The 19733-nt window shown below is 57.4% G+C and carries 16 protein-coding genes and 1 tRNA gene; 10 read left to right on the top strand and 7 right to left on the bottom strand.

All coding sequences use genetic code 11. From position 1 onward, the window contains the following. The first annotated feature begins 168 nt into the window (after nt 1–168). Together QM007_RS03820 and QM007_RS03815 are read left to right on the top strand one after the other, a co-directional pair. The gene (locus QM007_RS03820) at nt 169–2190 is read left to right on the top strand and encodes a TPM domain-containing protein (protein WP_283490626.1); all 2022 of its coding nucleotides are present in this window, start codon (nt 169–171) and stop codon (nt 2188–2190) included. Between the two features lie 190 nt (nt 2191–2380). Continuing rightward, entirely contained in the window at nt 2381–3097 is a 717-nt protein-coding gene (locus QM007_RS03815) for a PspA/IM30 family protein (RefSeq protein WP_283490625.1), read from the top strand. Between the two features lie 118 nt (nt 3098–3215). Here QM007_RS03815 and udk read toward each other — a convergent pair whose 3' ends face one another. Then, entirely contained in the window at nt 3216–3836 is a 621-nt protein-coding gene (gene udk, locus QM007_RS03810) for a uridine kinase (RefSeq protein WP_283490624.1), read from the bottom strand. 330 nt (nt 3837–4166) lie between these two features. Here udk and QM007_RS03805 point away from each other — a divergent pair, with 330 nt between their 5' ends. From QM007_RS03805 to QM007_RS03795, 3 genes are all read left to right on the top strand, one after another. Beyond that, nucleotides 4167–4589, top strand: a complete 423-nt coding sequence (locus tag QM007_RS03805; protein WP_283490623.1) for a hypothetical protein — start codon at nt 4167–4169, stop codon at nt 4587–4589. 321 nt (nt 4590–4910) lie between these two features. Then, on the top strand, nt 4911–5402 hold the full coding sequence (locus QM007_RS03800) for a hypothetical protein (protein ID WP_283490622.1): 492 nt from the start codon (nt 4911–4913) through the stop codon (nt 5400–5402). Nucleotides 5403–5439: 37 nt separating this feature from the next. Next, nucleotides 5440–5622, top strand: coding sequence for a hypothetical protein (locus QM007_RS03795; RefSeq protein ID WP_283490621.1), 183 nt, complete (start codon nt 5440–5442; stop codon nt 5620–5622). 160 nt (nt 5623–5782) lie between these two features. On the opposite strand, the gene QM007_RS03790 is transcribed toward QM007_RS03795, so the two are convergent. Then, on the bottom strand, nt 5783–7162 hold the full coding sequence (locus QM007_RS03790; protein ID WP_283490620.1) for a lipase family protein: 1380 nt from the start codon (nt 7160–7162) through the stop codon (nt 5783–5785). 1231 nt (nt 7163–8393) lie between these two features. On the opposite strand from QM007_RS03790, the gene relB reads away from it, so the two are divergent. The 4 genes from relB to QM007_RS11090 all read left to right on the top strand — a co-directional run bounded on the left by relB (nt 8394) and on the right by QM007_RS11090 (nt 11242). After that, nucleotides 8394–8639 carry a type II toxin-antitoxin system RelB family antitoxin gene (gene relB / locus QM007_RS03785; RefSeq protein ID WP_180377918.1) on the top strand — a complete coding sequence of 82 codons (246 nt, stop codon included), beginning with the start codon at nt 8394–8396 and terminating at the stop codon, nt 8637–8639. Between the two features lie 4 nt (nt 8640–8643). Then, nucleotides 8644–8916 carry a type II toxin-antitoxin system RelE family toxin gene (locus tag QM007_RS11095; RefSeq protein WP_283490619.1) on the top strand — a complete coding sequence of 91 codons (273 nt, stop codon included), beginning with the start codon at nt 8644–8646 and terminating at the stop codon, nt 8914–8916. 205 nt (nt 8917–9121) lie between these two features. Further along, nucleotides 9122–10364, top strand: a protein-coding gene (locus QM007_RS03775) for an IS3 family transposase (RefSeq protein WP_502949093.1) whose coding sequence is annotated in 2 segments (ribosomal slippage) — nt 9122–9393 and nt 9392–10364 — 1245 coding nt in all. Because the reading frame shifts where the segments join, the coding sequence is not laid out codon by codon here. Nucleotides 10365–10750: 386 nt separating this feature from the next. Further along, nucleotides 10751–11242, top strand: coding sequence for a helix-turn-helix domain-containing protein (locus QM007_RS11090; RefSeq protein ID WP_502949092.1), 492 nt, complete (start codon nt 10751–10753; stop codon nt 11240–11242). On the opposite strand, the gene QM007_RS03770 is transcribed toward QM007_RS11090, so the two are convergent. The 3 genes from QM007_RS03770 to QM007_RS03760 form a co-directional block, all read right to left on the bottom strand. Next, nucleotides 11199–11275 (bottom strand) — tRNA-Met (locus tag QM007_RS03770). The genes QM007_RS11090 and QM007_RS03770 overlap by 44 nt on opposite strands. 144 nt (nt 11276–11419) lie before the next feature. Then, entirely contained in the window at nt 11420–14455 is a 3036-nt protein-coding gene (locus QM007_RS03765; protein WP_283490617.1) for a UPF0182 family membrane protein, read from the bottom strand. Nucleotides 14456–14631: 176 nt separating this feature from the next. Further along, on the bottom strand, nt 14632–15711 hold the full coding sequence (locus QM007_RS03760) for a YlbL family protein (RefSeq protein ID WP_283490616.1): 1080 nt from the start codon (nt 15709–15711) through the stop codon (nt 14632–14634). 160 nt (nt 15712–15871) lie between these two features. On the opposite strand from QM007_RS03760, the gene QM007_RS03755 reads away from it, so the two are divergent. Next, nucleotides 15872–17260, top strand: coding sequence for a zinc-dependent metalloprotease (locus QM007_RS03755; RefSeq protein ID WP_283490615.1), 1389 nt, complete (start codon nt 15872–15874; stop codon nt 17258–17260). 43 nt (nt 17261–17303) lie between these two features. Here QM007_RS03755 and QM007_RS03750 read toward each other — a convergent pair whose 3' ends face one another. Next, a complete protein-coding gene (locus QM007_RS03750) occupies nt 17304–17876 on the bottom strand; it encodes a M48 metallopeptidase family protein (RefSeq protein WP_283490614.1) in 573 nt (190 codons plus the stop codon). Then, nucleotides 17876–19702, bottom strand: coding sequence for an ATP-dependent helicase (locus tag QM007_RS03745; RefSeq protein WP_283490613.1), 1827 nt, complete (start codon nt 19700–19702; stop codon nt 17876–17878). The genes QM007_RS03750 and QM007_RS03745 overlap by 1 nt, the downstream gene beginning before the upstream one ends. Between the last annotated feature and the right edge of the window lie 31 nt (nt 19703–19733).

Genomic DNA, 19733 nt, shown 5'->3' with positions numbered 1-19733 from the left:
ACAGGTCTGTGTTAGAGATGAAGCAAAGCTGTGTGTTTGCTGTACATAGAGCTGAGGAGCGCATCGCCCTGAGCTGAGGGTGAACTCCGTCGCCTACCTCAAAAGAGAGCAGGGTGAGCGGGGCTACAATAGTGCTCAAGTACCGCTGACCTCTAGAAGAGAGACCCCATGTCACGCAAACCTGCCACCACTGCCCTGCTTGCCCTTGCTTTGGCGCTGGGAATATCGCCCGCTACCCTGGCAGCGGCCCCCTACGATTTGGACGCCGGGGTTCGGGTCAGCGACACCACCTCCTCGCTGGGAGACACAAGTTCGTTAGAGGGCGCCATCAGCCAGCTTGCCAGTGACGAACAGGTCAATCTCTTTGTTGTGACCATTGATCAGTTCGAAAGCCCCAGCTCCTCTTCGGAGTGGACCAGTGACTTTGCCACCCTCAACAATATGGGCACCAACGACGTGGTATTGGTCATCGCTACCGAAGCCCGCCAGGCCTACTTTATGGCAGGATCCACCTCGGTTCTTTCTACCAGCCAGCAGGAGAAGATTTATCAGAATTACATCTACCCTGAGCTAGCGAACTCCGACTATGCGGCCGCTGCGCTGGCTGCGGTCACCGGTATCGAGGCTGAACTCGGTTCTGGTTCAGTAGTGTCAGGTAATTCGGGAGCGCTCGTGGGTGGTGCTACCCTCCTGAGCGTAGCCGCCATCGCTGGCGGCGGGGCCTGGGCTTTTAGCCGCTCACGGGCGTCCGCGCGCAAAAACACCGGAGGCAGCCGCAGCGGGCACCCCACCTCATCCCAGCCCCTGCCCTCCATTGAAGAGCTTCGTACTCGGGCAGGTGCCCAGCTGGTCGCCACCGATGACGCCATCGCCCACTCCCAGCAGGAAGTTGAGTTCGCCCGCCTGCAGTACGGTGATGACGAGGTCAAACCCTTCCTGGCTGCCATCGAGGCGGCGAAGAACCACATGCAGCGCTCCTTCCAGCTGCAAAAACAGCTGGACGATGAAATCCCCGACGCTGAAGCCGACCAGAGGGCCTGGCTGAACGAAATTATTGCCCGCACCGAAGACGCCCAGAAGGCCCTCAACGAGCAGGTTGCCAACTTCACTAACCTACGCAAGCTCGAAGAAACCGCGCCCCAGGCTCTCGCTACCCTCAACCAGGGCATAGCCTCAGCAGCTCCGCTCTTTCCCGCCGCCCAGGCAGCCCTCGACCGCCTCGGTACCCTCTACTCCCCCAGTGCTTTCGGGGCGGTAGCAGACAACATCAGTGAGGCCCAAGCCCGCCTAGACTTTGCCCGGCAAGAGGCTAAGGAGGCAGAAGATTTACTGGACACCCAGCGAAGCCAGGCTATTCTTGCCCTGCGCGCGGGTGAAGAAGCTCTCGGCCAGGCCAGAGGGCTGCTCGAGTCTATTCATCACGCTGAAACCGATTTGGGCAAGATGGCAGCCTCACTCGATAACGCTCTGATTTTGGCTGACCGCGACGTTGCCCAGGCTCAGGAGCTAGCCCGCAGCGGAGCAGGCAGCAGCAGCCAGCTCTCCGGTGCTGCCGCCGGGGTTCAGGCCGTACTCGGCCAGATTCGAGCCGAACGCTCCGCCGGGCTAATTGACCCCTACCTGCTCAACCAGCGGCTCCACGAAGTACGGTCAGACCTAGATACTGCCCTCGATGCGGTGCGCCAAACCCACGAACAAGAGCGCAGCGCCCGTGAAACCCTGGGCCACACCCTGGTATCTGCCCAGGCCCAGGTATCATCAGCCAGCGAATACGTCTGGGCACGACGAGGCGGCGTAAAGGCAGAAGCCCGCACCCGTCTCCGCGAAGCAGAACGCCACCTCACCGAGGCCCAGCAGCTCCAGCACAGCGACCCCATCGCTGCCCTATCTCACGCCAATGATGCTATCCGCCTCGCCGGGGAAGCCCAGCGCATGGCCCGCTCCGATGTGGATCGTTTCAACCAGCGCAACGGCTACTCCGGCGGCGGCAACTACAACTCAGCTATGCTCGGCGGCATCCTGCTCGGCACCCTACTCGGGGGCAGCAACCACAGCTCTGGCGGCAGCTTCGGGTCAGGTGGATTTGGCTCAGGCGGCTTTGGCGGCGGTATGGGCGGTGGCACCTTCGGCGGAGGCTTCGGCGGTGGAGGTAGCTGGGGCGACGGCGGAGGTGCCGGGGGCAATTTCTAGCCCACCGGCGTCCGTCCGGCTCTCTCCTCTTGCTCGCACACGGCCCAGTGCCTGTGCGCAGGCTGAGTTTTCGCTGACAACGTAGTAACCATAAGGTGTGGCAGACCATCATCTGCCCCAAGCCTTGACAGAATAGAAGAAGGCACAGCAAGCCCGCTCATGCTTTCCCCACCCACCGAAAGGTACTCTCATGGCTAAGCAGACTATTTTCAGCCGCATCGCCCAGCTCACCAAGGCCAACATTAACGCCCTGATTGACGCCGCTGAAGACCCTCAGAAGATGCTCGATCAGATGGTGCGCGACTACACCAACAACATCGCCGAAGCAGAACAGGCTGTTGCCCAGACCATCGGCAACCTGCGCATGCTCGAAGAAGACCACGCCGAAGACCTACGCGAAGCAGGCGAATGGGGCGCTAAGGCCCTGGCAGCTTCAAATAAGGCCGACGAGTTCCGGGCGGCAGGCAACACCGCTAACGCCGACAAGTTCGATAACCTGGCCAAGATCGCCCTGGGCCGCCAGATGCAGGCAGAGAATGAGGCCTCCGCCATCAAGCCCCAGATTGAGTCTCAGACCGCCGTTGTTGAACAACTCAAGACCGGTCTGGCCCAGATGAAGGAGAAGCTGAACGAAATCAAGCGCAAGCGCGATGAACTCGTAGCCCGCCAGAAGTCAGCCGCGGCCCAGTCCCAGGTCAACGACGCTCTCAAGGCCTTTGACATCATGGACTCCACCAGCGAAATCTCCCGTTTCGAAGACAAGGTACGCCGCGAAGAAGCCCGCGTACGCGGCCAGCAGGAGCTCGCAGCATCCTCCCTCGATGCCCAGTTCAATGACCTTGAAGAACTCGGCCGCCAGTCAGAGCTCGAAGCCCGCCTAGCAGCGCTCAAGGCCGGCAAGCAGTAAAACAGCTACAAGGGTTAAACAGATGTGGGGCCCACCTCCTTAGGAGGTGGGCCCCACATCTGTATCCAAGAGTACAAGGACGCTCTTTTCGACGGTTTGCTCCCGCCTACGGCTAGGGCTAACCTGCCTGGGTACCAATCTGGCCGGTAATACGGTGGAACAGCATATCGAGAGCAACCACGTTGACCCCCTCGGGGATAATCATGTCTACGTGGCGCTTTGAGGGCTCCACATGCAGCTCATGCATGGGCTTGACGGTGGTAAGGTACTGGGCCTCAACCGACTCAATAGTACGGCCCCGTTCGATGACGTCGCGACGCAAGCGGCGCAGGATGCGCACATCGGCGTCGGTATCTACAAAGAGCTTGATATCGCACAGGTCGCGAATTTCAGGCTCAGCGAAAATCAGGATGCCCTCAAGGATGATGATGGGCTGGGGTTCAACGATGAGAGTCTCATCTGACCGGTTGTGATCCGCGAAATCGTAGACAGGGGTCTCGATGGTCTGCCCCGTGATGAGGGCTTTAAGGTGGGTCACTAGAAGATCATTGTCGAAAGCTTCGGGCGCATCGTAGTTCAGCAGGCAGCGCTGTTCGTAGGTGAGGTGGTCATTGCGTTTGTAGTAGTTGTCGTGATAAATCACGCCTACCTGGCCATCAAACTTTTCAAGCAGGGAGTTGGTTAGGGTGGTCTTGCCGGAGCCGGTGCCACCGGCGATACCGATAATCAGGGGTTTCATGTGCGTGCAGCCCTACAGGTCGAAGTATTACTGCTATCTATTGTGGCATGCTCTCCGGGGGACAGCACCTACCCGACCTTGTCCCCCAAAATTCTGGCGCAGTTTGTCCCCAGCCCCTATCTATATATTTCACAGGTAAATTTTTCCCAAACTTTCACACCCAGCTTTTTCCGGGTATGGGGCCTACCAGCTCAAACAGGGGACAATTTAGGAGATACGACAAGCGGGGGACAAATTTTTTCTCTACAACCTGCCCTTTGGGGGACAAAATATGTGTATAGTTGGGTACAGCTCATACACCACCCCACCGACCGTTTGAGGAAGAGCACCATGATTTTTGCAAACTGGGCGACCGACACCTACACCAGTGCTTCGCTGGAATCTGCCGTCAAGCGCCACTCTTCCCACGGTGGGCTCAAGAAGTTTCACAAGGCTCTGCACATGGCAGATTCCATGGTGTGCGGGGAGACCGTTGTTGATGTAGCCACCGGCAAGTTTGGCAGCTTTGGCGACTCCCTGCTGGTCATCACCAACGAGCGCGTCCTGATTCTCAAGAACTCCTTCCAGGCAGGCAACAGCGTTTCACTTGACCTACATGCACTTGATCAGGCCAAACTGACCCATCTCCCCTTCCTGGGCAACACCCTTACTATTGACGGCTACCGCTTTAACCGAATCCCTGCCAACTACACCAGCACCCTACGAACCCTGCTGGCAGCAGACCTTGCAGGCCACTGGGCCCAGGCAGCCTAAGACCCTCACCTCAATAAACTAAAGACCGGCCGCACCTGATAGTGCGGCCGGTCTTTTCTTTGTGTCACCACAAGAGATAAAAGCACAGGTGTTTTTATATATCTATCTTTTTACCCCAGTAGGAGTGCCGCAAAAAAATCTTAAATACCCAATATTTCTAGACATCACCCTATTTACCAGCACCTTTCCCTGAATCCAACAAAGTACTTTTCGTAAAAAGCAAACACAAGCGTGCCAAATAAAAGATTTGGTGGTACGGTTGTTTCAACAGCTGTTGCAGAACCGTCCGTAACCTTGCACCAATACAAAGGGATTACCACCGTGACTACACCCCAAATCCAGTGTCGCACCCTGGCACGTGGCACAGGCTGGGCCGACCCTGTCATTCTTGCCAGCACAGCTGTACCTGCTTTTGCCGCGTCCGTATCCCAGGTAGAAGACGACTGCACCTACGGCAAAATTATTTCTGCCCCTTGGTCCAACGTCTGGCCCTCCCAGGGTAACTTCACCGGCTCCGTTGCCAAGGAACTTGAGTGGGCTGTCTACCCCACCAGCAGCTGTGTTACCGGGCTGCAGACTTTCTCTCTCGATAATTCACTACCCACTACTCAGGCAGGCAACCATTTCACAACTCCAAGCGCAACCGCACCTACATACCCAGCAAGCAGAAGCCCTGATGCTGATATCATCTCAGTCAACGGGATCAATGGCGTCGGCCAGGGAACCATCATTTCAGTAACCATCGAAAACGTTTCAGACGATGTGGTCTACCATCCCACTCCTACCGGTACTGATCGCTTCATTTTTCGCTAATGGTGGTGCAGCCTACAGCTCTAATGGAACACGTGGAGTGGGTGCAAACGTTATTGCCAACAGTCAGGCCGGTGCCAGCGTGGTGTCTTTCATGACCCGCATGCCGGCAGCCACTTACGGCGATACCGCTACCGCCAGCGGCTCAGTCATTAAGACTCAGTATCGAGTTACCGTAACCTCCCCCTGGGGCGTAGTCAGCTATCTGCCAGCAGGTATCTAATTCTTTTCCATCTAATCTAGTCAACAGAGAGTAAGGAGCAGCCTATACCGTGAGTCAGCCTCTCAGTTGTGAGAGAGGCACCTGAAAAAGACGTGCAATAGGCCCGAGCAGGAGTAGTGCCCTGCCCGGGCCTATTGTTATATGCACGTTTTATAGAAAGCTAGAACCGCCAGCAGGAGTTGATGCTGGGGAGACCCTTGAACTGACGATCCAGGAAAATCAGACCGCGGGGGATGCCTTCAAAAATACCGGCTACGTGGGTGACACCTGCCAGGGTATAGAAGGTGACCCGGGAACCCTGCTGGCAGTAGTCGGCTGCCAGCTGACGGTTGGTCCTGTAGGGGATCACATCATCGCCCCAGGAGGATGCGATAAGGATCGGCACTTCAGGGTGCCGCCCCTGCTGACCCAGGTTATTTTGCGCCATGATCTGGGAGACCTGGGGGTCGGTGGTCATTTCGCGAGCTAGGGTCTGGCCGCTGGCGGTGAGGGTGCGGGTGTTCTTGAAACCAAAGGTTCCGACGGCCTCTAGGGTGCACTGGTCACGCGCTGCCTCAAGGGCAGCCTGCCCTTCGGCTGAGAGTTTGTGGCTCAGGTCGATGCCGTAGCTATCGGCCAGGCCCACAACGCCCATTAGGGAGAAGCCTGTGTAGAGACCGCCGTCAATGAAGCTGGTAACCGCCTGTAGATTGGCAGGTACAGCACCTGCGTAGATGCCCTTGAGATTGAGTTCGGGGGCGTAGCTTGCTTGGAGTTCACCGGCAGATGCCACCGCACCACCGCCCTGGGAGTAACCCCACAGCCCGATGGGTGAGGTTGCACTCCCCAGGCCAAGCTCGGTGGCGGTGGCTGCGCGGGCAGCGTCCAGAACTGCGTTGCCCTGGTCTACACGGTTGAGGTAGCTGTGGGTTCCAGCAGTGCCCAGGCCGATGTAGTCGGTAACAACGACGTTGTAACCAGCGTTCAGCAGGGAGGTGATGACAAGGCTTTCGTACTCACTACCAGCTGCGAACTGGTTAGAGGGAGCACAGGAGTCCCCGATACCCTGGGTGCCGGGGGCCATGGCGATGATAGGACGCTCGCCGGGGCCAGCCCACCGTTTAGTGGTGGTGAGTGCGGTGCCGGTGACAGCCACAGGGTTGCCCCGGTGGTCGGTGGACTTATACATAATCCGCTGGGCCTGGGCTACTGGGTGGGCAATGACGTTGTTGGCGTCGACCTTGAAGGTAAAGTTTTCCTTCTTGATGAGGGCGCCGTTAGCGGCAGGTAGTTGGGCCGGAACGTCGTAGAAGCTTCCTCCAGCTAATGCTTCGGGGGCATCGTTGTAGATGGCTGCGGGGCTGTTGCCCTCACTGGTGAGGGCTTCTTGAATGAGTGCTTCTGCTTCTTGTACGGCCTGGCTGTTTTCTGTCAGGGGTGCGGTGTCAGTTGCGTTGGCCGGGGCCATGCTCAGGGCCAGCAGGGCGGTGAGTGAAAGAGCCGTTACCCGGCGTTTTCCAGTGTTTTTAGGCGCGGCGTGACGGGGTGTGTATTTAGACATGAGTTCCCTAATAAACAAATGTGGGTGAGAGTGCCAAGAAGAATTCAGCACCCTCACAGTGTACAGCTAGTTAGTGATAGGCAGTGACTACCTAGATACCGGAAGGACCTGTGTTCTTGGTAAAGGTCTGCTTGCCGCTGGTATCAGAGGAGGTCACAATAGTGTTTAATGAGAAGGTTTTCTTCAAAGACACTTGTGGAATACGCAACTACAATCGTCACGTAGAAGAATCAGAGGAGTTTAGATGAATGACGCATCCCACCGCAAAGAACCTCTGCGGAAACACCTTGCTCCTTTGAATGCCTTTGGACTAGCGTTGGGAATCTTCACCTACTTCCTCCGGCTCCAGTTCAACATAAACCTCTTGGTCAGAAGTAGCAGTGAGGATATAACTTTCTCCTAGACAGGGCTCTTGTTCTATATAATCCCCTGCGTACTAGCACTTAATTTTTTCGGCTGGTTTGGTGACTTACAGTAAAAATAACGGAAAAGATAAGGGTTAGACCAGTATTCCTCAGCACGCCGCTCCGCTCCCTATTATTCACCGACATATTCTCGGGGTGAGCATTCAGGGTTCCAACAAGCGGGCAAGCAAAAGACCCAGTTCTAACGAACTGGGTCTTTATCTTGGTTGCGGGGGCAGGATTTGAACCTGCGGCCTCCGGGCTATCAGTCCCAAGCTACAGGGAACTGGTGAAGTATCTACTCATTCTTCAAAAATTCTACTATGCATAGCCCGTAACTTGTGTGTGGCAGTTTATCGTTCTCCGGCCCGCCAGACTTTCCACGGAATCTCACCAATGATTCTATTGACATGGAAAAAAGAGACGCTGTGGTGATGCCACCATACAGGCTCAGTCCCCGGCCCACGCCAAAACCCTTGCACAATATAGACCTTTTTAGCGTCTGGCCATGCGCCAGGAAACCATATGTCGCAAGGTTGCCCACTGTGCATATGCAAGCCATAGCCCTTTTCCCCAGTACGCGCCTTCTGGTACACACGATCAAGCCGAATAACATCAAAGTTGTTAGTGCGAACAATACGTAAGTGCTGTTCAAGCTCTGCCCGTCTACGGGCACGACGCTTGGCTATTCCGAATGGGTCATCCCACTGAAACCCCATCATTCGCTTCTTTCTATGCGACGCAATACGGAAATATTGAATGGCTGTATCTTCTAATGATTCAACCTACTACTATTCAGGCTAGCATGGATGTCATACAATGAATACATGACTACAACAACCATATCGGACAGCGTACTCACCATCCGCGTCCCATCATCTCTTAAAGAGCGATTAGCCAACTTAGCAGCCGCATCTGACCGTTCTGTTGCTTACTGTGCACGCACCCTCATTGAGGAACACATCGCAGAAGCAGAATACGCCGCCGAGCTCCATGCAAAAGTAAAAGCAATCAAAAGTGGGGAACGTCGTGCTTACACAGTTGAAGAAGCACGGAAAGAACTAGGACTCTAATTTTATGTCAGCCTCCTCTTGGAGCCTTATCTATGACAAGGACTGCATCAAAGCACTCAAAAAGCTAGATAAACCGACCCGGCGTAGAATCATGGACGCGCTCGACTGGCTTGCATCATCACCAACTCCACAAGTCCACTGCAAAGCGCTTACCGGGGAATTTACCGGCCTATGGAGATACCGTATAGGTAACTACAGGGCCATCCTTGACCTTGACCAAGGTGAGCTCATCATCATTGCTCTCAACGCCGGTCATCGTTCGAAAATTTACCGATAAGTCCAGGTACTCACAGCACCAGTTGCACCTACAGAAAATCTAATCTGTAGAAAGGTCATCACGTGAGTACCTGGACTTCTTACATTGCAAGTTTTAATAATTGGCTCCTTGCAACAGGGCGCCAGCCCTCAACCATCATTACCCGTCGTCGTTGGCTTGAACTTTGAAGTGTCCCAGGTTTTGTTCCGTTTGAATAGATAGGAAAATCTGGAACACGCCCAAGAAATTTGATCAAGATGCCAAAGATCGGGTAATCCGCCTTGTTAAGGACCGCATCCTGGCGCAGGAGATCTCCCTGCAAGAAGCGTGCAAAATCGTGGCCCCGAAACTGGGTATCTCGTGGCATACTGCCCGGCAGTGGGCTCAGACGGTCCCTCGCGAAGGCAGGGCAATTGATCCTTTACCTGAAGATCTCCTTGCAGAGGTGGCCAAGCTGCGTCGTGAGAATCAGGAGCTTCGCGACACTAACGAGTTGTGAAGGCCACATCAGCTTTTTTCGCCTCGGAACTCGACCCCAAACGTCGGAAATGATCCAGTTCATCAATGAACACCGGAATCGTTTCACAGTCGAGTTCATCTGTCAGACGTTGAAGAGCAATCGGCAAGGTGGCTTCATTTCCTCACGCGGATACCGTCAGCCAAAAGCCCGGGGATTAAGTACCCGCAACCTTCGCGACGCCGCATTGACAAAGCGTATTGCCGAGGTTCGTGAAGAAAACTACGCAGTCTATGGTATCCGCAAGATGTGGCATGCTCTACGCCGTGAAGGAATCGACATCGGCCGTGAGCAAACCGCTTACCTGATGCGCCTTGCTGGAGTCAGTGGAAAAGGTAAAGGCCGGTTGCCTGTAACAACTCGCAGGTCCAAGGACTCGGATAATCGCCCTGACTTGGTAGGCCGTGATCTTCGTGCCCCTGGGCCGAATCGGTTACGGGTGGCTGACATTACCTACGTCCGTACCGGTAATGGGTTCGTCTACACCGCTTTTGTCACCGATGTGTACTCCCGCAAAATTGTCGGATGGGCATTATCAGATACGATGCGCACGGAAGCGTTGCCACTACAAGCACTCAACCAGGCGATTGTATGCGCAAAGGAAACAACGGGACTGATTCACCATTCAGACCACGGCTCGCAGTATGTGAGCATTGTCTATAATGAGCGCCTTGCTGAGCATGGAATCATTGCCTCTACTGGGACAGTCGGTGACTCCTACGACAATGCTTTGGCCGAGAACGTCAACGGTTCTTACAAAAATGAGCTTATTCATAGGCGGTCGTGGACTGACGTGGTTGATGTTGAGATCGCGACGTTTGAGTGGGTCTCGCGGTGGGACGAATCACGGCTTCACCAAAGTCTCGGTTACCGTACGCCGACAGAGGTAGAAGCGGGGTTTTGGACTGGCAATCCAAATCACGAGAGAATAGAAATTAAGGCAAATGCCTAGGAACAAAACCCGGGGCACTTCACTTTATCACCTTCATGGTCGGCAATGTAGCCGTTATCGTCGGCCTGCTCTGCAAGAAATCGAAGAATTGCAGTGCGAATTACCGCCCCATTCTCGAACCCGTGAGTGCGTGCCCACTCAATAGCCTTGCTACTCACTGGGCCACCAGACCCTCTTGGTGAGTCGGTTCAAACTTAAGAAGTTCACACAGGTCTGTATCAAGAACTTGGGTAGCTAGTTCGACTTCCTTGACGCGCCATTCCACGCGCCCGCTCAGCCTATTTTGAAGAGCCGCAAGGGTCATCCCTAGCCCCTCTGCTAAGTACTTTTGGGTTGTCCGCCGTCGCAAAATAGAGACTCGGATATTTGTTGAGATTGCTTCGTCGATGTCCATGAAACATAGATTACGTCATTTCGACGTATGCCGCAACAGGAAGTACATCATTTCGATATATTTGCGTCATATTTCGATTGATAATGTGTTTCTACGCTGTAGAATCAACCGCATGGAAACAACTACACTTACAGCAGATACAGCCCTAGCCGCAGAAGTTCGCGCATGGATGGGCCGACGTCAGATAACGCAGACTAAACTAGGTGAAATTTTGGGGGTTCCCCAAGCCAGCATCTACCGCCGACTAAAGGGGGAGATTAGCTTTAGTTTCAACGAGCTTCTTATCATTGCCTCATATTTCGGCATCACGGTAGCCGAACTAGTGGGCCCTGCCCTCTTAAATGCAAAAAGCCCCTCCCCCTTGCAGGTATCACAAGAAGGAAGGGCCAAAAAGAAAATCGCCCCTGTGGAACTAGTTCCAACAGGAGCGACTTATCAAGTGGTTGCGGGGGCAGGATTTGAACCTGCGGCCTCCGGGTTATGAGCCCGGCGAGCTACCGAACTGCTCCACCCCGCGGCGACTCATATAACTATACGCACTTCCCACAAGAAGTGCAAGCTAGAACCAGCTTTTGTGATGCACTCTACACAAAAGGACGCCGCCAGCCCGCTGATTGCGGGAGGCGGCGTCCTTATCTGCCTAAGGCCTACAGCCTGGCTCCTAGTTGGAAGGTGAGGGGCTGGGGCTCGCCTGAGTGGTGGCAGTGCCCTCGATACCTTCAGCATCAATGGCGCGCTGCAGAGCCTCGTTCAGGCGGGTCTGGGCTTCACCGTAGGCGGCCCAATCGCCGGCCTTCATGGCGGCGTCCGCGTCCTGCATCGCCTTGCGGGCATCTTGCAGGGCGCCGGTCAGGCTCGCGCTGTCAGCGCTGGTTGCAGTACCATCAGCTGCCTGAGCTGCCTCGGTTTCATCGACACCGGCATCGGCAGCGGTTTCAGCGCCGGAGGAACCGCTAAAGAGCTCGTCCAGGGCTTCTTCCAGGGTGGGGGCAAAGCCGACCTGCTCACCAAAGCCCACAAGGACGCGGCGCAGTGAGGGGTAGGCGGCATCGCCAGAGGACTGCACGTAGACCGGCTGCACGTAGAGAATACCGCCGCCCACGGGCAGGGTGAGCAGGTTGCCGTTGATCACGTCAGAAGCACCCTGGCGTAGCAGGTTCAGCTCGGTTGAAACAGCGGTATCTGAGTTGAACACGTTCTGAGCCTGGCCGGGGCCAGGAACAACCGATGAGCGGGGAAGCTCAAGCAGGGTCAGCTTGCCATAGCCTTCAGCCTTTTCGCCGTCCTTACCGGTACCGGCATCGCCATTGGCTGACAGGAAGCCGTACATGACGTTACGGGTGTTGCTGTCTGACTGCTGGGGGATGAAGCTGGTGGTCAGGGAGAACTGAGCTGAGTCTTCACCCGGCATCTGCAGGGACATGTAGTAAGGGGGCAGCGGGCGGCCGCTGTCGTTAGTGGGGTCGTTGGGAATCGACCAGCGGTCGTCCCCGTTGTAGAGGCTATTTGCATTGGTCACGTGGTAAGCGTTCAGAATCTCTCGCTGAACCTTGAAGAGGTCCTGGGGGTAACGCACGTGCTCAATCAGGGAAGCCGACATCTCGCTGTAGGGTCGCACAGTATCGGGGTAGACCTTCTGCCAGCTCTTCAGAACCGGGTCCTGGTCATCCCAGGCATATAGGGTAACGGAGCCGTCGTAGGCATTCACGGTGGCCTTGACCGAGTTTCGGATGTAGTTGACCTGCTGGTTGGGCAGAGCCTGGGTAACACCGCTTGCGGTTTCAGAATCCGAGGTAGCGTTCTCCAGCTGGGCCGCCTGCGAGTAGGGGTACTGGTTGCTGGTGGTGTAGGCGTCCACAATCCACAGCACCTGGCCATCGATAATGGCAGGGTAGGGGTTGCCGTCTACGGTTAGGTAGGGCGCAACCTTCTTCACGCGCTCCGAGGGGTCGCGATCGTAGAGAATCTGGGACTCAGGGCGGACGGCGTCCGACAGCAGGATGTCTGAGGACTGGAACTTGATGGCGTAGGCCAAACGGTTAAAGGCGTTACCGATGACGGGGCCGCCGTTGCCGGTGAAAGTGTATTTGGCGTCCGCACCGCTTTCGTCGTCAGCAGTCTGGGGGCGGTCAAGTTCTAGCGGTTCGTCCTCGGCGGTGCCACCCACGATGGAGTAATCAGGTGAGCTCTGGCCGAAGTAGATACGGGGCTCGTAGTCACCGCTAATGGCACCGGTTGCCTGAATACCCGACTGGATGAACTTGGGCTTACCGTCGGCTTCAACCTGGTTGCCGTAGGCGGCGATGACGCCGTAGCCGTGGGTGTAGACCACGTGCTGGTTAACCCAGGATGACCCGGCATTCTGGTCGGGGTTCAGCTCGCGGGCGGCGATGACGGTGTCGGTCTCGGTGCCGTTGATGGTGTAACGGTCAACCGAGAGATTCTGCCCGAACTGGTAGTAGGGGCGGAACTGCTGCAGCTGGGCAAAAGCACCGGAGACCACGTTGGGGTCGAGCAGACGGATGTTAGAGATGGTCTCACTCTCACCGCGCAGGGCACCCGCTGCGGTGGATGTGGTGGCATCGTAGTTCTGAACGTCAATCTGGTCCAGGCCGTAGGCGGCGCGGGTCGCGTCGATGTTGCGCTGGATGTAGGGGGCTTCGGCTACCTGCTCGTTGGGTACAACCTGGAAGCGCTGCACAATCCAGGGGTAGATGCCACCGGCAACCAGCGAGGCAATCACCAGCACGGCGGTGCCGATGATGGGCAGACGGAAGTTCCCGCGCACAGCCGCTACGACGAAGAGGGCAGCGACCAGCAAGGAGGCAATCGCCAGAATCGCGTTGACAGGGATGATGGCGTTGACATCGCTATACATGGCACCGGCCCAGGAGCCGGACTGGTCCTGGGTTGCGTTGTAGCGGGCCAGCCACAGGGTGATGCCGCGTAGCAGAATGAAGAGGGCACCGAGCACTGCGATATGGCGGCGGAAGTGCACGGTGGTAGTGATACCGCGCTCCCCCACTACAATTCCGCCGTAGAAGTAGTGCATAACCAAAGCTGCCATAGCAGAGAAGATGATGGCGGTGCTCAGCAGGCCGGTCACCACGTTGAGGAAGGGCAGGGTAAACATGAAGTAGCCCAGGTCGCGGCCGAACTCGGGGTCTGTGGCACCAAAGCTTTCGCCCTGGAAGAAGAGCAGGACGGTTTCCCACTGGGTCATCGTCCCACTGCCAACGAAAGCGCCTAGAAGAACCGGCACAGCAATCAGAAGGACCTTGCGCATACGCTCAATACCCTGGCGGTAGCGCTCCATGTTCTGGTTGAAAAGGTCCTGCATATCGCCATAGGGGTCGGGCACAGGGTTGCCGTTGGCATCCACTCGGGGGCCAGCAGAACGGCGAGGGCTGGGAGTCTGTAGTTGGCCGTGCCTATAGGCGTAGAAGAGGCTGGCCCAGACGGCGATACCTACAACGATACTTGCAACCAGGAAGACTGCACCGCGAGTCAGGTTTTGGGTAATGAAAACCTTGAGGTAGCCCAGCTGGTCATACCAGAGGACGTCGGTGTACACCTGGGTTGCAAAAACAAAGGCTACGACCAGGGCGGCAATGATTGCCACGGTCACGGTCAGCGGCCGGTTTCTACGTTGAGGAGCGCGTGATGATGAACGGGGAGGGGTGCTTCCGGTACTCACGGGTATCCTTCAGTTGTGTTTCGTATCTGCCGCAGAATTGCGGCCTGTGTGGCGGGCAACGCCGCTCCGTGGGCGACGCTACATATAAGACACTATTTTGCCAAAGAATGCTGTGAGTTTCGAGAGTAGGCTTACTGTTTCAGCTCTAGGGTGATACTCCCCTACTACCTGCTGGTTTAGGAGCAGGTGGGGAAGGTGGCAGGGTCTTCACCCTGACCGATGCGGGTCACCGCATCTACCGCCTCATCGAGGGTAGCAACCTTAATGACGTTCAGGCGACGCGGCACATTACCGACCACCTCACCGCAGTTATCTGCCGGTGCCAAGAAAACCGTAGCACCGGCGTCCGCAGCTCCCTGCATCTTTTGTTCGATGCCGCCGATGCTGCCTACGGTTCCGTCCGCATCGATGGTGCCGGTTCCAGCAAAGTGAATGCCGCCGGTCATCTCACCCTCGGTTAGCTCATCGATAATACCCAGGGCAAACATCATGCCAGCAGACGGGCCGCCCACTTCTTCTAGACCGTAGTTAACGGTCATGGGGAACTCAAAGGATCGGGCAATGTAGAGGCCCAGCACGTAACGCTGCCCCTGCTCGTTGTAGGAGGGGGTGACGGAAACATCCTGTTCATTACCATCGCGGGTGAGGGTGACAGGCTGCCCGGCGGACGCGTTCACCCGCCCAGTCAGGTCGGTGTAGCTGGTCAAGGCCTGGCCATTGAGGGCGGTGATGACGTCTCCCTCCTGTATCAGACCCTGGCTCGGGCCACCCTCGACCGCACCTGAGACCGTCAACATTTCGGTGTAGTCAATACCCAGCTGGGTCAAAGCAGCGGCCTGGGCTACCTCCTGGGAATTGGTCATATCGGCACTGTTCTGGGCGTTGACCTGATCGCTGGTCACTGAAGGGTCGTAGATGAGGTCGCTGGGTAGCACAGCCGTTGAGTCTTCTAGCCAGGTGGCAAGAGCCTCAACCGCGAACAGGGACGAATTAGGACCACCGGCAACCGAAACAGTGGTCATATCGAGGTTGCCGCTGACCGGGTAGGTCTGGGCGCCCTCAATCTCAAGCAGTGGCTTGCTGTTAAACTCACCAATTGTATTGAAGGTGGGGCCGGGAGACTCAGTCACAAAATCAACCGGAATTACCAAAGAAAGCACCGACAGCCCTAAAGCGCCCACAGCACTGACCGTACGCACATCAGCCCTGCGTTCATGGGGGCGGGTACCTGCATTGTCCCTCTTCGAAAAAACCATAGGACTAGCCTACTAGTAAAACAGCTCCCCCGGGTTCGCCCCTCAGCAAATTCCCACTTGGCTCAGGGCTAAAAGCCCCCGGGGCAGGCGCTCCGGTCGGTAGGCTAGGGAGAAACAGGAGCAGCGAGCGCCGCAGCCCCCAAGTGAAACGAGGCAGAACGTGACCAACAACCCCTACGACTCAGCTGGCCGTGACCCCCTGGAAGAGTTCCTCAAGAAGCTCCAGGAGCAGGGGTTTGATCCGTCAGCTATGAACGGGGCCGCGGGCTTCAATGCTGATGCCCTCAAAAACATGGGTATCCCCTTAGACCCTTCCATGCTCTCAGGCATCTTCGCCCAGGTGAACTCCATGATGAACGCCCAGCCCAGCGACGACCCCGTTAACTGGGACATGGCCAAGCAGCACGCCCGCCAGGTTTTGACCATGGGTGAAGATCCCTCTGTGACATCCACCCAGCTAGGCGCCGTCCGTGATGCCGCAGCCCTGGCAGATCTCTGGCTCGACCCCGTCACTGTCTTCGAGCATCCTTCCTTCGGCGTTGAGGCCTGGGCCAAGGCCGAGTGGGTTGAAAACTCCTTTGCTACCTGGAAAGATATCGCTGGCCCCGTTGCCGAAGAAGTTTCAGCAGCCATGACCTCATCGATCCAGCAGCAGATGCCCGAAGACATGGTAGGTATACTAGGCGGCGGCAACCTCTTTGCCGGTCTCGGTGGCATGATGTTCGGCATGCAGATGGGCCAGGCTATTGGCAAGCTCGCCGAAGAAGTCGTCTCCTCCACCGATATCGGCATCCCGCTGGCTCAAGGGCGCTCTGCCCTGCTACCCTCCGGTATCGCAGCCTTCGGCGAGGGGCTTGAAATCCCTGCCCAGGAAGTCATGCTCTACCTGGCTGTGCGCGAAGCAGCCCTGATTCGCCTACACAAAACCAACCCCTGGCTGCGTGAGGATATCATCGACCTCATCACACGCTTCTCCCGCGGTATCCGCGTCGATATTGAACGCATGCAGCAGGCCGCAAACGACATTGACTTTGACCCCTCAAACCCCGAGGCCATGATGGACGCTTTTGCCGGCGACATATTCAAGCCCCAGCTGACGGAAGACCAGCAGCTGGCTCTTGACCGCCTAGAAACCCTGCTGGCCCTCATCGAAGGCTGGGTCAGCCTCATTACCGAACAGGCAACTAAAAACCTGCCCATGGCCCCGCAGCTAGCTGAGACCATGGCCCGACGCCGCGCCACCGGCGGTCCCGCCGAACACGCCTTCTCGCAGCTGGTTGGCCTTGAGCTTCGCCCCCGCAAGATGCGCGAAGCTCTCACCTTCTGGCGTCACTATGAAGAGAACCACGGCTTCGAAGCCCGCGATCAGCTCTGGGAAGGCCCCGAAACCCTACCCACCGGCGAAGACCTGGACGACCCGGCTGGTTTCACCTCCCGCCGAGCCCTGCTCAACGCCAGCGAGGACGAATTCGACGCAGCCCTAGAAAAGCTTCTAGCCGGCGGCTACGACGGACCCTCTGACGGAACCGACAGCAAGGACAAGGAATAGCAGACAGGGGTCTAGGGAAGAATCTTCCCTAGACCCCCTTCGTTCAGGCACCCTCTGCTTGTTTTTTCTGCCCAAAGTTGACGCCTTCCAAGAAACCTCGTGCTTTTTCAAGGTGGGGGTAGCGGGCTTCAAGGGCCCTAAAAGCCGGTGAATGGTTGGGCTCCAGAAAATGGCAGAGCTCGTGAAAAATCACTGAATCCAGGGCGTACTCGGGTGCGCCCTGAAGCATATGCGAGATGCGGATAGTGCGCTCAGCAGGAGTAGCTGAGGCCCAGCGCTGCTTCTGGTTGGTGACCCACCGGATTGAGAGCGGTTCTGGGGCCTCGGGCAGGTAGGTAGCACGCAGATAGTCTGCCCGCTCCCGCAAAAACTCATCACGGGCACCCAGTTGAGCACCGGCGTCCTTACGGGTCCGGCGGGCCTCAATCTTGGGAAGCAGACGGGCAAGGTAGCTCTCGACCTCCTCAGCTGTAGTGGCAGCGGGGACCATCAGGCGCAGGTGTCCGCTCTGGTTCGGTGGAGCTAGCTGTACCGTGCGGGTGCGGCGGGTAGAGCGCACCACCTCAATCTCAGGGCGGGACGCCGTTGCCGGCAGAATCTCACGCGAGGTAGCCACTAGACCCCCTTGGGAGCGATGTCGTTGATAAAGCGGGAGCGCTTGCGCCCGGCCCGCCCACCGGGGGTTCGTGAGCGCGACCAGCTCAAGGTCAGGTAGGAGCGGGCGCGGGTAATTCCGACGTAGAAGAGACGGCGTTCTTCATCTACCTCGTCGCTGGTTTGGGCGAAGGAGATGGGCATAAGGCCCTCGTTGAGGCCGCACAGGAAGACGGCCTCCCACTCCAGGCCCTTGGCTGCGTGCAGGGAGGCGAGGGTGACGCCGTTGAGGGAGGGTGCATCACGGTGCTGGGAACGCTGAATGAGCACGGCAACCAGCTCGTAGAGGGTGAATTCGGGGGGCAGATCGGTGGCGCCATTAGCGGACGCCTGCTCCCGCGCTTGCCTGCGCTCGTCAGCAAGGCGGTCGGCAAGGGACACCAGGGTTTCAAGGGACTCCCAGCGGGCGCGTTCTTGACCGGAGCGCTGGGGGGCTTTAGCTGACCAGCCCAGGTTTTTGAGGTTATCTCTCACAAGCTGGGTGACGCTGTCGGTGGCTTCAGCGCCTTTGGCTGCGCCCTGGAGCATGCTGATAGCGGCTCGGACTTCGGGGCGGTCAAAGAACTGTTCTGCACCGCGCAGCTGATAGTTGATTCCGGCATCGGTGAGGGCCTGTTCCAGGGCAGCTGATTGAGAGTTGGTGCGGTAGAGCACGGCGATATCGGCTGCAGGGACGCCCTCTTTGTCGATGAGGTCCTTGATGTCTTCAGCGATACCGATTGCTTCTTGCTCGTCATCGGCGTACTCAAACCACTCGGGTTTAGCCCCGGGCTCTCGTTGGGAGACCAACTGCAGGGGCGGGGCCCAGGAGTAGCGGGTGGAGTCGGGCATCTGACGGCGGGCAGCTAGCAGGCGGTTGGCCAGGTCGACCACCTGCGGGGTGGAACGGTAGTCACGCACCAGTTTGACCACGGTAGCGCCCTCAAAGCGGGTGCGGAATTCGAGCAGGTGGCGGCTGGTTGCACCGGCAAAGGAGTAGATAGTCTGGGAGGCGTCGCCTACCACACAAATATCGTCGCGCCGCCCCAACCAGGCGTCCAGCAGGCGTTGCTGCAGGGGGGAGACGTCCTGGTATTCGTCCACCACGAAGTGGCGGTACTGCTGGTGAATCTGGGCGGCAATATCGGGGTTTTCCTCGATGATGGCAACTGTCAGCAGCAGGATATCTTCAAAATCAATGACGTTGCGCTCGTCCTTAAGCTCCTCGTAGGTGCGCAACAGGCGCACCATGTCGATGGGACTGATATCTGCCGGCAGCTCCCGGTGGGCCAGGTGGGGCATGAGGGATTCGGCCGTGAGCATGGAGACCTTGGCCCACTCGATTTCGCTGGCGAGGTCGCGCACGATGGCCCGGTCGGTAGCCAGCCCTAGGCGGCGGGCTGATTCGATGATGAACTGGGATTTGTTCTTGATAATCTCGGGCAGCGCGCCGCCGATAGCCTGGGGCCAGAAATAGCGTAGCTGGGCGAGGGCGGCTGAGTGGAAGGTACGGGCTACGACCCCGGATGCACCCAATTGGCGCAGGCGGACCTTCATCTCTTCGGCTGCACGGTTGGTGAAGGTAAGAGCCAGGACGGCCCGCGGGTTGTAGCGGCCGATGGCGATGCCGTAGGCGATGCGGTGGGTGATAGCCCGGGTCTTGCCGGTGCCGGCACCCGCCATCACGCACATAGGCCCGGCCAATTCGGTAGCCACCCGACGCTGTTCGGGGTCAAGCCCCTCAAGGATGGTCTCGGGGTTGGGGGTTGCCAGGGTGATGGGCTGGGCCCTGAGCTTATCGTGAATCATGGTGCTTCTCCCCTACCCTCGCAGTCCTTGT

The organism is Rothia sp. SD9660Na (assembly GCF_030064065.1).
Lineage (GTDB): Bacteria > Actinomycetota > Actinomycetes > Actinomycetales > Micrococcaceae > Rothia.
This window is presented reverse-complemented; position numbering and strand designations above follow the sequence as displayed.

Bases quoted from the DNA above. Each gene is read 5' to 3' on its own strand.
- QM007_RS11090 (WP_502949092.1), top strand. From the start codon at position 10,751: ATGTCCATGAAACATAGATTACGTCATTTCGACGTATGCCGCAACAGG.
- QM007_RS03820 (WP_283490626.1), top strand. From the start codon at position 169: ATGTCACGCAAACCTGCCACCACTGCCCTGCTTGCCCTTGCTTTGGCG.
- QM007_RS03815 (WP_283490625.1), top strand. From the start codon at position 2,381: ATGGCTAAGCAGACTATTTTCAGCCGCATCGCCCAGCTCACCAAGGCC.
- QM007_RS03745 (WP_283490613.1), bottom strand. From the start codon at position 19,702: ATGATTCACGATAAGCTCAGGGCCCAGCCCATCACCCTGGCAACCCCC.
- udk (WP_283490624.1), bottom strand. From the start codon at position 3,836: ATGAAACCCCTGATTATCGGTATCGCCGGTGGCACCGGCTCCGGCAAG.
- QM007_RS11095 (WP_283490619.1), top strand. From the start codon at position 8,644: ATGTCAGCCTCCTCTTGGAGCCTTATCTATGACAAGGACTGCATCAAA.
- QM007_RS03760 (WP_283490616.1), bottom strand. From the start codon at position 15,711: ATGGTTTTTTCGAAGAGGGACAATGCAGGTACCCGCCCCCATGAACGC.
- QM007_RS03805 (WP_283490623.1), top strand. From the start codon at position 4,167: ATGATTTTTGCAAACTGGGCGACCGACACCTACACCAGTGCTTCGCTG.
- QM007_RS03790 (WP_283490620.1), bottom strand. From the start codon at position 7,162: ATGTCTAAATACACACCCCGTCACGCCGCGCCTAAAAACACTGGAAAA.
- relB (WP_180377918.1), top strand. From the start codon at position 8,394: ATGACTACAACAACCATATCGGACAGCGTACTCACCATCCGCGTCCCA.